At 70.9% G+C, this 13,600-nt stretch carries 15 protein-coding genes; 9 read left to right on the top strand and 6 right to left on the bottom strand.

Annotation, left to right across the window (positions count from 1 at the left end; genetic code table 11):
- Positions 1-57: 57 nt before the first annotated feature.
- Positions 58-426, bottom strand: coding sequence for a DUF779 domain-containing protein (locus LY13_RS07675; protein ID WP_253827611.1), 369 nt, complete (start codon positions 424-426; stop codon positions 58-60).
- Positions 427-431: 5 nt separating this feature from the next.
- Positions 432-1,955: an acetaldehyde dehydrogenase ExaC gene (gene exaC / locus LY13_RS07670; protein ID WP_253827610.1), complete on the bottom strand. Its 1,524-nt coding sequence runs from the start codon at positions 1,953-1,955 to the stop codon at positions 432-434.
- Positions 1,956-2,172: 217 nt separating this feature from the next.
- On the opposite strand from exaC, the gene LY13_RS07665 reads away from it, so the two are divergent.
- The 8 genes from LY13_RS07665 (at position 2,173) to LY13_RS07630 (ending at position 10,183) form a co-directional block, all read left to right on the top strand.
- Positions 2,173-3,699 (top strand): GAF domain-containing protein, encoded by a 1,527-nt coding sequence (locus LY13_RS07665; protein ID WP_253827609.1) that lies wholly within the window; start codon positions 2,173-2,175, stop codon positions 3,697-3,699.
- Positions 3,700-3,892: 193 nt separating this feature from the next.
- Complete coding sequence (locus LY13_RS07660; RefSeq protein ID WP_253827608.1) at positions 3,893-4,321, top strand: diol dehydratase small subunit; 429 nt, start codon at positions 3,893-3,895, stop codon at positions 4,319-4,321.
- A 228-nt stretch (positions 4,322-4,549) separates the two neighbouring features.
- On the top strand, positions 4,550-6,256 hold the full coding sequence (locus tag LY13_RS07655; RefSeq protein ID WP_253827607.1) for a propanediol/glycerol family dehydratase large subunit: 1,707 nt from the start codon (positions 4,550-4,552) through the stop codon (positions 6,254-6,256).
- 15 nt (positions 6,257-6,271) lie between these two features.
- Complete coding sequence (locus LY13_RS07650) at positions 6,272-6,862, top strand: propanediol/glycerol family dehydratase medium subunit (RefSeq protein ID WP_301298641.1); 591 nt, start codon at positions 6,272-6,274, stop codon at positions 6,860-6,862.
- A gap of 4 nt (positions 6,863-6,866) precedes the next feature.
- Positions 6,867-8,693 carry a diol dehydratase reactivase subunit alpha gene (locus LY13_RS07645; RefSeq protein ID WP_253827606.1) on the top strand — a complete coding sequence of 609 codons (1,827 nt, stop codon included), beginning with the start codon at positions 6,867-6,869 and terminating at the stop codon, positions 8,691-8,693.
- Positions 8,690-9,160: a glycerol dehydratase reactivase beta/small subunit family protein gene (locus LY13_RS07640; RefSeq protein WP_253827605.1), complete on the top strand. Its 471-nt coding sequence runs from the start codon at positions 8,690-8,692 to the stop codon at positions 9,158-9,160. The genes LY13_RS07645 and LY13_RS07640 overlap by 4 nt, the downstream gene beginning before the upstream one ends.
- Positions 9,145-9,549: a GlcG/HbpS family heme-binding protein gene (locus LY13_RS07635; protein ID WP_253827604.1), complete on the top strand. Its 405-nt coding sequence runs from the start codon at positions 9,145-9,147 to the stop codon at positions 9,547-9,549. Before LY13_RS07640 ends, LY13_RS07635 begins: the two co-directional genes overlap by 16 nt.
- Positions 9,550-9,619: 70 nt before the next feature.
- A complete protein-coding gene (locus tag LY13_RS07630) occupies positions 9,620-10,183 on the top strand; it encodes a GrpB family protein (protein ID WP_253827603.1) in 564 nt (187 codons plus the stop codon).
- Positions 10,184-10,259: 76 nt separating this feature from the next.
- Here the strand turns inward: LY13_RS07630 and LY13_RS07625 are convergent, their stop codons facing one another.
- On the bottom strand, positions 10,260-11,186 hold the full coding sequence (locus tag LY13_RS07625; RefSeq protein ID WP_253827602.1) for an NAD(P)-dependent oxidoreductase: 927 nt from the start codon (positions 11,184-11,186) through the stop codon (positions 10,260-10,262).
- Between the two features lie 151 nt (positions 11,187-11,337).
- Here LY13_RS07625 and LY13_RS07620 point away from each other — a divergent pair, with 151 nt between their 5' ends.
- Positions 11,338-11,757, top strand: coding sequence for a PPOX class F420-dependent oxidoreductase (locus tag LY13_RS07620; RefSeq protein ID WP_253827601.1), 420 nt, complete (start codon positions 11,338-11,340; stop codon positions 11,755-11,757).
- A gap of 28 nt (positions 11,758-11,785) precedes the next feature.
- Here LY13_RS07620 and LY13_RS07615 read toward each other — a convergent pair whose 3' ends face one another.
- The 3 genes from LY13_RS07615 to LY13_RS07605 form a co-directional block, all read right to left on the bottom strand.
- Complete coding sequence (locus LY13_RS07615) at positions 11,786-12,235, bottom strand: SRPBCC family protein (RefSeq protein WP_253827600.1); 450 nt, start codon at positions 12,233-12,235, stop codon at positions 11,786-11,788.
- Between the two features lie 59 nt (positions 12,236-12,294).
- Positions 12,295-13,221 (bottom strand): FAD-dependent oxidoreductase, encoded by a 927-nt coding sequence (locus tag LY13_RS07610; protein WP_253827599.1) that lies wholly within the window; start codon positions 13,219-13,221, stop codon positions 12,295-12,297.
- 35 nt (positions 13,222-13,256) lie between these two features.
- The coding region (locus tag LY13_RS07605) for an integrase core domain-containing protein (protein ID WP_253827598.1) at positions 13,257-13,600 on the bottom strand (344 nt) is incomplete at its 5' end.

Here is a 13,600-nt window from a genome sequence, read left to right as displayed (position 1 = left end):
CCTCGCGGGTCGGGGTGGGCCGGTTCGGAACGGCAGAGCCGGTTCCGGGTTCTCCGGTCAGCCGAGCTCGGCCAGCTCCTCGTCGGTGAGCAGCCGCGAGCGGATCAGGAAGCGCACTCCGTCCGGAGCCTCGAGCGAGAACCCGCTACCGCGCCCCTCGACCACGTCGATGGTCAGGTGCGTGTGCTGCCAGTACTCGAACTGCGCCCGCGACATCCACACCGGAACGGGTTCGCCCGCCCCGGCGACGGCGAGGTCGCCGAGGTGCACGTCCGCTGCGCCGGTACGGAACTCACCGGCCGGATAGCACATGGGAGCGCTGCCGTCGCAGCAGCCGCCGGACTGGTGGAACATCAACGGCCCGTGCTCCGCGGCCAGTCGTCGCAGCAGATCCGCCGCGGCGTCGGTGAGGTCCACTCTGCTCATGGTCGTCAGAAGAATCCCTGCGCGTCGGGCGAGTACGACACCAGCAGGTTCTTCGTCTGCTGGTAGTGGTCGAGCATCATCCGGTGGTTCTCCCGGCCGATACCCGACTGCTTGTACCCGCCGAAGGCCGCGTGGGCCGGGTAGGCGTGGTAGCAGTTCGTCCACACGCGACCGGCTTCGATGTCGCGGCCCGCGCGGAACGCCGTGTTGCCGTCCCGCGACCACACGCCCGCCCCGAGACCGTAGAGCGTGTCGTTGGCCGTCTTGATGGCGTCGTCGTAGTCGTCGAACTTCGCCACCGACACGACCGGCCCGAAGATCTCCTCCTGGAACACGCGCATCTTGTTGTCACCGGCGAACACGGTCGGCTTGACGTAGTAGCCGCCGGACAGCTCGCCGCCCAGGTCGGCCTTCTCACCACCGGTGAGGACCTTCGCGCCCTCCTGCTTACCGATGTCGACGTAGGACAGGATCTTCTCGAACTGATCGTTGGAGGCCTGCGCACCGATCATGGTGTCGGTGTCGAGCGGGTTGCCCTGCTGGATCTTCTCGACGCGCGCGACACCGTCGCTGACGAACCTGTCGTAGATCGACGCCTGCACCAGGGCGCGCGACGGGCACGTGCACACCTCGCCCTGGTTGAGGGCGAACATCGCGAAGCCCTCCTGCGCCTTGTTGTAGAAGGCGTCGTCGGCGGCGGCGACGTCGGAGAAGAAGATGTTCGGGCTCTTGCCGCCCAGCTCGAGTGTCACCGGAATGATGTTCTCGCTGGCGTACTGCATGATCAGCCTGCCGGTGGTGGTCTCACCGGTGAAGGCGATCTTGCGGATGCCAGGGTGCTGGGCCAGCGGCTTGCCCGCCTCGGCACCGAAACCGTTGACGATGTTCAGCACGCCCGCCGGCAGCAGGTCGGCGATCAGCGACAGCAGCACGTGGATCGACGCGGGCGTCTGCTCGGCGGGCTTGAGCACCACGCAGTTGCCCGCGGCCAGCGCGGGAGCGAGCTTCCACGTCGCCATGAGGATCGGGAAGTTCCACGGGATGATCTGGCCGACCACGCCGAGCGGTTCGTGGAAGTGGTACGCCACGGTGTCGGCGTCGATCTGCGAGATCGAGCCCTCCTGCGCGCGGATCGAACCGGCGAAGTAGCGGAAGTGGTCGATGGCCAGCGGGATGTCGGCATTCAGCGTCTCGCGGACGGGCTTGCCGTTCTCCCAGCTCTCGGCCACGGCGATGGCCTCGAGGTTGGCCTCCATACGGTCGGCGATCTGGTTGAGCAGGACGGCGCGCTCGGCGGGCGACGTGCGGCCCCACGCGTCGGCGGCACCGGTCGCCGCGGTCACGGCACGGTCGATGTCCCCGGACGTGCCACGCGCGATCTCGGTGAACACCTTGCCGGTGACCGGCGTCGGGTTCTCGAAGTACTGGCCCTTGGCCGGAGGCACGTACTCACCGCCGATGAAGTGGTCGTAACGCGCTTCGAACGCGACGACGCTGCCTGGCTGCCCCGGTGCGGCGTAAGTGGTCATCCGAAAAGAGCCTCTCTGCTCGATTTCACTGCCTGGTCGCCGAACGTAGGAACCGCGACGTTGCAGGCGCGTTGCAACACCGCGTCGCGACGTTGCAGCGCGCCGTGACCGGTGGCACGAGGGGTCACCTCGTGCCACTTCCTTGCTCTCGGGAGCGAGACCGGGGCATGCTCGAACGAACAGCACCGCCCGTCACCGTCGCCGCCGCGGAGTGTCCATGAGATCCCAACCCGCCCCGAATGCCCTGCACAGCGTGTCGGACCCGTTCGCCCAGCAGCGTGTGCTGAAGCAGATCCGTGACGCCGCGCTCAGTGACGAGGAGCTCGGCGGGGAGAGCGGTGGGGCGGCGCCGCGGACCGTCATCTCCGAGTCCTGGCGCCGTTCGCTGGCAACCGGCGTCGACCCGGACGACTACCTCCCGCCGGTGGTGTACGACGACGACGAACTCGACGACGTCCGCACCTCCCACCCGCTGCACGCCGTGCTGCCGCCGCTCCGGGAACTGCTGGTGAGCATCGCCGACGAGGCCCAACACATCACGATCCTCACCGACGCCGACGGCACGATCCTGTGGCGGGAGGGCCCGTCCGGGCTGTGCCGGCTGGCCGACCCGGTCGGCCTGCACGAGGGAACGCGGTGGGCCGAATCGGCGATCGGCACCAACGCGATGGGCACCGCGCTCGCGACGGACGCGCCGGTGCAGATCTACTCGGCCGAGCACCTCGTGCGCACCTACCACTCATGGACGTGTGCCGCCGCCCCGATCCACGACCCCGACACCGGCCGGGTGCTCGGCGCCATCGACATCAGCGGCAGGCTGGACACGCTGCACCCGGCGATGGTGTCGCTGGTCAACGCCACCGCGCAGGTCGCGGAGAACCACCTCCGGCTGCGGATGGAGGACTCCGACGAGCGCCTGCGGCGGCGGAACCTGCCCCGCCTGGAACGACTCGGCAGTGAACCGGGAGCACTGCTCACGACATCCGGCAGGGTGATCGCCGCGAACCCGCTCGGCACGTTCCCGCACCGGGTCGACGTCGAACCCGGCACGGACCGGATCGACCTCGACGGTCGCGAAGCACTGCTCGAACCGCTGTCCGGTGGGTATCTGCTCCGCCTGCCGCGCATGGGGGGAAAGACGATTCCCGCACGGCCGGCGAGGCCGACGTTGCGGCTGTCGTTCCTCGGCACTGCTCCCGAGGCACAGCTGGACGGCCGAAGCGTGCCGTTGACCCTGCGCAGGGCGGAGATCCTCGCCCTGTTAGCGCTGCATCCGGACGGGCTGACCGCCGACCAGTTGGCGCTCCACCTCTACGGCGACGCAGGCAACCCCACGACGGTGCGCGCCGAGGTGCACCGGCTGCGCAGCGAACTCGGCGATGCGCTCCTCGCCAAGCCGTACCGCCTGGCCGCCGACGTCGACGCCGACTTCCTGCGCGTACGCGACGCCCTCGCGGCGGGCGACCTCGTGACCGCGGCATCCATCGCCGCCGCACCGCTGCTGGCCCGGTCGGAGTCGCCGACCATCCGGGCGGAGCGCGAACAGCGGACCGTCGCCCTGCGCACCGCCGTGCTCGACAGCGGCGCCCCCGAGGCACTGTGGGCGCTGTCCGAGGGTGAACCGGGTCGCGACGACGTCGAGGTGTTCGAACACCTCACCCGCCTCCTTCCTGCGGGTGACCCACGTCGCCCGGTCGCGGACGCACGACTGGCCTGGCTACTCGACAGCGACGACGATGGCTGACGAGACCGGCGGCACCCCGTGAGACCGCCGCGGGCCCGCGGCCACGGTCGGTGGCCGGGTCACCGGCACCCCACCGCCGTGCCACAACCGAATACCGCACCCGAGCCCCGGGCGCCTGCAACGTTGGTGCAACGCCCCTGCGCATAGGTTCGACACCCGATACCGGCTTCAACGTAGAAGGCAGGTGATGGCGGTGACGCTTCCCGACCAGGTGGAACTCGATCCGGGCAGCGACTACCCGCTCGCGACACAGCGACCGGAGCTGCTCCGGACTCCGACGGGCAAGCCGATCGACGAGCTGACCATGCAGGCCGTGCTCTCCGGCGACGTCGCCGCCGAGGACCTCCGCATCTCCCCCGACACACTTCGGCTGCAGGCGCAGATCGCCGAACGGGTCGGCCGCACGCAGCTGGCACGCAACTTCCGCCGAGCCGCCGAACTGACCGCGCTGCCGGACGATCTCGTGCTGTCGATCTACAACTCGCTGCGGCCGAACGCCTCCACGAAACAGCAGCTCACCGACATCGCCGACCGGCTCGAAGGCGAATACTCCGCGACGTTGTGCGCCGAACTGGTGCGCGAGGCCGCCGACGTCTACGAGCGCCGGGACGTCCTGGCCTGACACCACCGCTCACCGGCGCCGCCGCGGTGCGGACCGCCTCCACGCACGACACCTCCGCCCCGCGAACCTCCGGCGCAGCACCCGCGACACCCGAGCCTTTCCGACACACCGGCACTGCCCGCACACCGCCACTGCACGGCACACCGGCACGTCCCGACATGCGGGCCTGTCGGCGAACACGACATCCCGACCAACTCCACCCTCCGCACGCGACAGGGAGATCCGACGATGACTGCGGAACCACTTCCGGTATCGACTCCGGCATCCAAACGCACCGAGGCGCTCGAGGAACGGCCGGTCAACCTCGACGGGTTCGTCGAGGAGTGGCCCGAGGTCGGCATGGTGGCGATGGACAGCCCGTACGACCCGACACCGAGCGTGCGGGTGTCCGACGGCGTCATCGTGGAGATGGACGGCAAGCCGCGCGGCGAGTTCGACTTCCTCGACCAGTTCATCGCCGACCACGCGATCGACGTGTCGGTGACCGAACGCGCCATGGCACTCGAACCGGTCGAGGTGGCGCGCATGCTCGTCGACCCGACGGTGACGCGGTCGGAGGTCGTCGAGGTCGCGGCCGGCCTGACCCCTGCCGCGCTGCTCGAGGTCGTCAAGACGATGAACGTCGTCGAGATGATGCAGGCGCTCCAGAAGATGCGCGCCCGGCGCACCCCTGCCAATCAGGCGCACTCCACGAGCGCACGCGACAACCCGGTGCAGGTGGCCGCGGAGGCGGCCGAGGCGTCGCTGCGCGGATTCCGGGAGCTGGAGACGACCCTGGGCGTGGTGCGCTACGCGCCGCTCGTGGCGATCGCACTGCAGGTCGGCGCGCTGGCGGGTACTCCGGGCGCGCTCACCCAGTGCGCGCTCGAGGAGGCCACCGAGCTGGAACTCGGCATGCGCGGCATCACCGCCTACGCGGAGACGATCTCCGTCTACGGCACGGAGCCGGTGTTCTGCGACGGCGACGACACCCCGTGGTCGAAGGCGTTCCTGGCCTCGGCCTACGCCTCACGCGGCATCAAGATGCGCTTCACCTCCGGCACCGGCTCCGAGGTGCAGATGGGCAACGCCGAGGGCCGCTCGATGCTGTACCTGGAGATCCGCTGCATCCTCGTCGCGAAGGGTGCGGGCGTGCAGGGGCTGCAGAACGGGTCGATCAGCTGCATCGGCGTGCCGGGTGCCGTTCCCGCGGGCATCCGTGCGGTACTCGCGGAGAACCTGCTCGCCAGCACCGCCGACCTCGAATGCGCCTCCGGCAACGACCAGTCGTTCTCGCACTCGGACATGCGCCGCACCGCGCGCCTGCTGCCGCAGCTGCTGTCGGGAACCGACTTCGTGTGCTCCGGGTACTCGGCCGTGCCCAACTACGACAACATGTTCGCAGGGTCCAACTTGGACTCGACGGACTACGACGACTGGAACACCATTCAGCGGGACCTGCAGGTGGACGGTGCGCTGCGGCACGTTCCCGAGGAGGAGCTGCTGGCGGCACGCAGCAGGGCGGCCCGCGCGTTGCAGGCGGTGTTCGCCCGGCTCGGGCTGCCGACGATCACCGACAAGGAGGTCGAGGCGGCCACGTACGCGCACGGCAGCCAGGATCTGCCGATGCGGGACGTGCTGGAGGACCTCAAGGCCGCCCAATCGGTCATGGACCGGGGGATCACCGGACTCGACGTGATCAAGGCGCTCGAGGCGTCCGGGTACAGCGACATGGCGCACACGCTGCTGTCGGTGCTGCGGCACCGGGTGTCGGGCGACCTGCTGCACACGTCGGCGATCCTCACGCCCGAGCTGGAGACCCTGTCCGCGGTCAACGACGCCAACGACTACGCGGGTCCCGGCAGCGGCTACCGCCCCGCGGGCGAACGCTGGCGCGAGATGAAACGCCTTCGCCACGTCGTCAGCGCCAGTAATCCCGAAGAGGAAATCGGCTGAAAGGACACCCCTGCCATGACGAGCATGGAAGCGCGACCCGAGCGGGTGCTCGACGCGGTCGAACGGGGCGAGGCCGCGGTGGGAACCCGTCCGGACGAGGTGGTCATCGGTATCTCGCCCGCGTTCGGGGATTTCTTCACGAAGACGATCGTGGAGATCCCGCACGCCGAGGTGCTGCGGGAACTGCTCGCCGGCGTCGAGGAGCAGGGCGTGCACGCGCGGGTGATCCGCTACCGCGGCGGTTCCGACCTCGCGGTGATCGCCCACGCGGCGGCACGGCTGTCCGGCTCGGGCATCGGGGTCGGCGTGCTGTCCCGTGGCACGACGATGATCCACCAGAAGGATCTCGTGCGACTGTCCAATCTGGAGCTGTTTCCGCAGGCGCCGCTGCTCGATCCGGAGACGTTCCGCAAGGTCGGCCGCAACGCCGCGCGCTACGCCAAGGGCGAGTCGCCGGAGCCGGTCCCCGCGCGCAACGACTACATGGCCAGGCCGCGTTGGCAGGCCAAGGCGGCGTTGCTGCACATCAAGGAGACGGAGTTCGTGACGGCGGGCGCAGCACCGGTCGAGCTCGACGTCCGCATCCGGCTGGCCGACGCCGGTTGACGCCGTGACTCTGCTGGTCGGCGTAGACATCGGCAACTCCACCACCGAGGCGTGCCTGGCCGAGCTCGGCCCGGACGGTCCGCGCTACCTGGGCGGGGCGCTCGCGCCGACGTCCGGAGTGAAGGGCACGGCGGAGAACGTGCCGGGCGTGGTCAAGGTGGTGCAGGAGGCGCTGTCCGCGGCGGGCCGCGCTCCGCACGAGCTGGCGACGGTGCTGGTCAACGAGGCCACGCCGGTCATCAGCGGGTTGGCGATGGAAACGATCACCGAAACCGTCATCACCGAGTCGACGATGATCGGGCACAACCCGGACACACCTGCCGGAGCGGGGCTCGGCACCGGCACCACGGTGGCGTTCGGCGAGCTCGACACGTGCGAGTCCGGCGAGCGGGTGATCTGTGTGGTCGGTGCGGGCGTGGACTTCGAGGACGCGGCCGCGGGCATCGCGGCCGCACGTGACCGCGGCGTCGAGGTGACCGGCGCGGTGGTCCACGCCGACGACGCGAACCTCGTCGTCAACCGGCTGCCGGAGCCGATCCCGGTCGTCGACGAGGTGACGCTGGTCGCGAAGGTGCCGCTCGGCATGCCCGCGGCCGTCGAGGTGGCGGAACCGGGCAGGACCGTGCGCACGCTGTCCAACTCGTACGGCATCGCGACGCTGTTCGACCTCGACCCCGACCGGACCCGGCTCGTTGCGCCGGTGGCGAGGGCACTGGTGGGCAACCGGTCGGCCGTCGTCGTACGCACGCCGTCCGGGGACATCGCCGACCGCCGTATCCCGGCGGGAACGTTGACGCTCATCGGCGAACACTCGCGGCTGTCGGTGGGCATCGACGCGGGCGCCGAGGAGATCATGGCGGCCCTCCGCCGGGTGGCCCCACTGGCCGACGCGACCGGCGAGGCGGGCACCCACGTGGGCGGGATGCTGGCCACGGTGCGCGACGCCATGGCGGAAACGCTGTCGGACGCGGCCGCCGAGCAGGACGTGCGCATCCAGGACGTGCTGGCCGTCGACACGTTCGTCCCGCAGCACGTCACCGGCGCGCTCGCAGGCGAGTTCGCGCTGGAGAACGCGGTGGCGCTGGCCGCGATGGTGCGCACGAGCAGGGCTCCGATGGAGGCGCTCGCCGAGCAGCTGCGGTCGGCGCTCGGTGTGGCCGTCGTCGTCGGCGGGGTCGAGGCGGACATGGCCGTGCTGGGTGCGCTGACCACCCCGGGCACGGAGCGGCCGCTGGCGGTGCTCGACCTCGGCGGCGGCTCGACCGACGCCGCACTGGCCACCGGCGACGGCGAGGTCCGTTCGGTCCACCTTGCGGGCGCGGGCGACCTGGTGACGAAACTGATCGACTCCGAGCTCGGCCTCGACAACCGCGAGGTCGCCGAGGACGTCAAGAAGAACCCGCTCGCCAAGGCGGAGAGCTTCTTCCACGTGCGCATGGAGGACGGTACGGCACGGTTCTTCGACGAACCGCTGCCCGCGGAGGCGTTCGCGCGCGTGGTCGTACTGGGCGAGGAGGGCATGCGGCCCGTGCCGACGCGGCACTCGCTGGAGAAGGTCCGCCAGGTGCGCAGGTCCGCCAAACACAAGGTGTTCGTCGTCAACGCTCTGCGCGCGTTGGAGCGGGTCGCGCCGGGCGGCAACCTGCGCGAGGTCGGCTTCGTCGTGGTGCTCGGCGGGTCGGCGCTGGACTTCGAGGTCCCGGACATGATCGCCGAGGCCGTGGCGGGCGCCGGGATCGTCTGCGGCACGGGCAACGTGCGCGGCTGCGAGGGTCCGCGCAACGCCGTCGCGACCGGCCTGGTCGACAACCGCGCGGAGCGTGCCCGGTGAGCGGGATCGTCGACCGCCGTGGCGAGCGGAACCGCCGCTCCCCGCCGACCGTCGTCGTCCACTGCATCGGTGAGCACGGCGGCGGTGAGCACGGTTTCGGTGAGCGCAGTTTCGGTGAGCACGACGGCGTCCGTGAGCTGCTGGCGGGGCTCGAGGAGGAAGGCGTGCCCGTACGACTCGCCGACCCGGGCGAGTGGGGCGACGGTCCGGGAGGCGACGGGCCGAGTGTCACGGCCGTCGACCTGGCGCACGCCGCGGCCCGCGCGTCCCCGCTGGACGTCGGCGTCGGCATCGACTCCGACAGCCGCGTCTGTGTGCACCACGCGAAACGCCCCGCCGACCGGCCCGTGATCACCACGGACGCCACCCGCGCCCGATGGTGCGGGCACAACGCCGCCCGGCTCGTCGTCGGACTGCCGTTGAAGGAACCACCCGAACAGCTGGAGGAAACGTGGCCGCACCACTGACACTCGCGGACGCCAAGGCCGTGCTCGACGCCGCGCTGGCGAAGGCCGAGGAGATCGGCCAGCCGATGAACGTCGCCGTCGTGGACGCCGGTGCACACCTGGTGACATTCGCCAGGCAGGACGGCGCGATCCTGGCGAGCATCGACATCGCGACCCGCAAGGCCCGCACGTCGGCGCTGCTGCGGATGACGACCGCACAGCTCGGCGAGGCGGCACAGCCCGGCGCTCCGCTGTACGGCGTCGAGACGACCAACGGTGGCCTCGTCGTCTTCGGCGGCGGTATCCCGCTGGAACGGGACGGCGAGGTGGTCGGCGCGGTCGGCGTGAGCGCGGGCAGTGTCGAGCAGGACACCGAGGTCGCCGAGGCGGGTGTCGCGGCCCTGCCCTGACGGTTCGGAGCAACGCCCCGGCACGGAAACCCGTGGGCGCATCCCCGGAATGCGGCTAACGTGCCGTCCCATGGCACGCGAACCTCTCGACGACGAGAAACTGGCCGCGATACTCGTCCACGGGCCGACGCCGGCGCGCGTGGAGATCGTCGACTACGACCCGGAATGGCCGCTGCGATTCGCGCGCAGGGCCGCCGAGCTACGCGACATCCTGGGCGAGCGGGCGCGGCTCGTCGAGCACATCGGGTCGACATCCGTCCCGGGCCTCGCGGCCAAGCCGGTGGTGGACATCGTGGTCGGCATCGACGACCCGGACGACGAATCCGCCTACCTGCCCGACCTGCAGGCCGCAGGATACGAGCTACGAGTCACCCAACCGGGGCACCGTGCACTGCGCGCCGGCGATCCGGACGAGCCGGTGAACCTGCACTGCTACGCACCGGACGACGTCGAGACGCGGCGCTACCTGGTGCTGCGCGACCACCTGCGCAGTCACCCCGGCGACCGCGACCGGTACGCCGCCGTCAAGCGCGACCTGGCCACCCGCGAGTGGGACGACATGAACTACTACGCCGAGGCGAAAGGCCCGGTCATCCGGGAGATCCTCGCCCGCGCGGGCTGGGTCGAGCCGTGACCGCCGCCGAGGCGTCGCGGGGCCGTGCCGCGGAGGCTCCACCCGGATCCGCTCCGAGGCCCGCCGGCAGCAGCCGTCAGCCGTCTTCCGCGCCGGTGCCGCCCGTCGGGCTGCTGGTCAGATAGGTGGCGGCCATGTCCTTGTCGCCGTGGTCGGCGACACCCTCGCCGAAGCGGTGCCGGATGGTCCGGAGCATCGGCAGGTCGAGGCCCGCGTCGTCGGCGGCGTCGTCGATGAGGCGGGTGTCCTTGGCCGCCAGCGCGAGCGTCATCGACGGCTCGAAGTCGCCGGAGAGCATCATCGCGCCCTTCGCCTGCAGGTAGGGCAGGTCGAGCGGGCCGCCGGCAACGGCGTCGAGGAACAGTTGCGGGTCGACGTCGAGACCTTCGGCGAGGGCGACCGTCTCGGCGGTCGCCTCCACGATCGACATCACCCACGCGTTCGCGACCAGCTTCAGCCTGCTGCCCGCACCGGCCTCGCCGACCCACACCGTCCTCTTCCCGACCGCGTCGAACACCGCCTCGGCGCGCTCGCGGACGTCGTCGGGGCCCGAGGCGAGCACGACGAGGTCGCCGCTTTCCGCGGGCGCCCTGGTCCCGAGCACGGGAGCATCGACGAACGTCACGCCGTGCCCGTCGGCCAGCTCGGCGAGCCGCTGCGTGCCCTCGATTCCGACCGTGCTGGTCTGCAGCCACACGGCCCCGTCGGCCAGGGCGTCCAGCTCGCCTCCCAGGGATTCGATGATCGCACCGGTGTCGGCGAGCATCGTCACGACGACGTCGGCACCGGTCACGGCGCCGGCCACGTCGTCGACCACCACCGCACCGTCGGCGGACAGCGGCTCCGCCTTCTCCCGGGAACGGTTCCACGCGCGTACCGCGAAGCCCGCCTGCGCGAGGTTGCGCGCCATCGGCAGGCCCATCAGTCCACCTGCGCCGAGGAAGGCCACGGTCGCGGCGCCGCCCTCGGCGTCGGTGGCGCCGGTCTTCTTCGTGTCGGCCACGGGCTCGTCCTTCCACCTGCGACGACGCCGCGGACGGGCGTCGCCACTGTTCGTACTGCTGTCCTCCATGGTCGGCGATCGGCGCCCTGCGCGCCTGCTGGAACGGCCGATCGGTTGACCTCGACTTTGGTCCAGGTTCTACGGTCGGCGCATGGCACTCACCTTCGGATCGACCGAAATGGACTATCTGAGCACCCAGCGCCTCGGCAGGCTCGCGACCGTCGACGCCCACGGGTCCCCGCAGAACAACCCGGTGGGCTACTGGATCAACCGGAACACCCACACGATCGACATCGGCGGTTACGACCTGGGACGGTCCCGCAAGTTCCGGAACGTCCGCGGCAATCCGCAGGTCTGCCTGGTGGTGGACGACATCGCATCGGTGGACCCGTGGCGGGTGCGCGGCGTCGAGATACGCGGGACGGCGGAAGCCCTCGACGACACCGAACCTCCGGTCGGAGTGATGAGCCCGGAGGTCATCCGCATCACTCCACTGTGGATCGGAAGCTGGGGGCTCGTCGACGACAGCTTCGCGATGCACGTGCGCCGCGCCACCGACCCGGCCGCCTGACCCCGGCTGCGACCGCCCACATGCCCGGTCAGGACTCGGCGAGCGCGGCCAGCCGGTCCACGGACGCCTGCAGCTCGGCGCTCGTCGTGGCCTGCGCCCGGGCGAGCCGGTTCTCGTCGGTCAGCCGTGACCAGTCGTAGGTGTGGGTGACGAGGGTGGACGTCGCGTCGACCGGCTCGACCTCCCACCGCCACAGGTGCCCGGGAGGCGCGTCGCCGGGGTCCGACGGCAACCACGCGATCAGCCGTCCCTCGGCGAATTCGACGACCCGGTTCTCGCGGATGCCTCCGTTGGTGAGCGTCATGACGAACACCTCGCCCACCTCGCGCACCCGTTGACCGGCGGGCGCTTCGGCGAGGTTGTCGTTGCCGTCCCACCGGGGCTGGAGCGACGGGTCGGCGATGAGGTCGAAGATCCGTTCGGCGTCGGCCGCGATCGTCCGCCGGGCGGTGACGACGTAGGTACTGGGCGTGGTCATGCCCACGATTGTGCCGCCCGCAGGTCGCCGGGGCGAGAGCCCGACCGCCGCGACGGGTGTCAGCAGGCCAGCGCGGCGACCTCGTCGGCACATCCCCAGGACACGGTGACGCCGACACCTCCGTGGCCGTAGCAGTGGATCAGCCGCGGCGCGGTGTGCCCGTCGGCTCGTTCGACTCGCACCTCGGGTCTCGCGGGCCGCAGCCCGACCCGGACTCCCAGCACCGCGGCACCGGCCAACGCCGGCACGAGTTCGCGGCACCTCCGGAGGATGTCGTCGGTCGTGGCGGCGTCCGGTTCGAGCCCCGCCCGGCCCTGCTCCTCCGTTCCACCGCAGACGACGTGGTCACCGTGGGGCAGGACGTAACTGAAGTCGTCCTCGTCGACCACCCACTCGGTCAACCCCGGGTCGGCGACGTGCACGACCTGTCCGCGCGCCGGCACCACCGACGGGTCGCCCGCGAGCTCCCCTGCGCCCAGTCCGGCGGCGTTCACCACGAGGTCGGCGTGGTCGAGGTCGCCGAGGTCGCGCACCCTCCGGCGCTCCGCACGCACCCCGGCGCGTGCCGCGGCGGCCGCCAACCACTGCAGGTACCTCCCCGTGTCGACGAGCGGTGTCGTGAACTCCAGGGCGTCGGTCCACGGAGCGCCGAGGTCGGTGCGCCGGGTCGTGCCGCCCACGGCCTCGGCCCACTCAGGCACCGGGCGTTCGGCGCGGCGCAGCAGCCTGCCGGGCAGGAACCGCACGCCGGTTCCCGGCACTCCGGCCAGTCGGCGGAACTCGTCCACGGTCGCGGCCGTCCACCGGGCGCAGCGGTCCACGGGCTCGGCATGGCGGGGGTAGATCAGCCCGCCCGCGACGACCGACGTCGTGTCGGCGGGGTCCCGGTCGGTCACCACGGTCACGTCCCTGCCGCGTTCGGCCAGCCGCACGGCGCAGCTCAAGCCGATGACGCCGGACCCGACGACCACCACCCGTTCGCCCATGCACTCCTCCGGTTCGACGGTTCGGCCGCATCAGGCTAGCTGTGTGATTCGGAGAGGTTGGTGACGCGGTCGGCTGGTGGGGCTCCGTGGATTGCGGTGTGGGGTCGGTGGAAGTTGTACCAGTCGAGCCAGTCACCGAACGCGCGCTGGCGTTCGTTTTCGGAGTGGTAGGGCTGTTGGTAGGCCCATTCGTCGAGCAGGGTGCGGTGGTAGCGCTCGACTTTTCCGTTCGTTTGTGGGCGCCAGGGGCGGGTGAACCGTCGGGCGATGCCCAGGTCGGCGCAGGCTTGTTGCCAGGTGTTTTTGCGGTAGGACCAGGCGTTGTCGGTGAGCACTCGCTCGATGGTCACGCCGTGACCGGCGAACCAGGCATGTGCCC

This window comes from Prauserella aidingensis (genome assembly GCF_024171865.1).
Taxonomy (GTDB): domain Bacteria; phylum Actinomycetota; class Actinomycetes; order Mycobacteriales; family Pseudonocardiaceae; genus Prauserella; species Prauserella aidingensis.
This window is presented reverse-complemented; position numbering and strand designations above follow the sequence as displayed.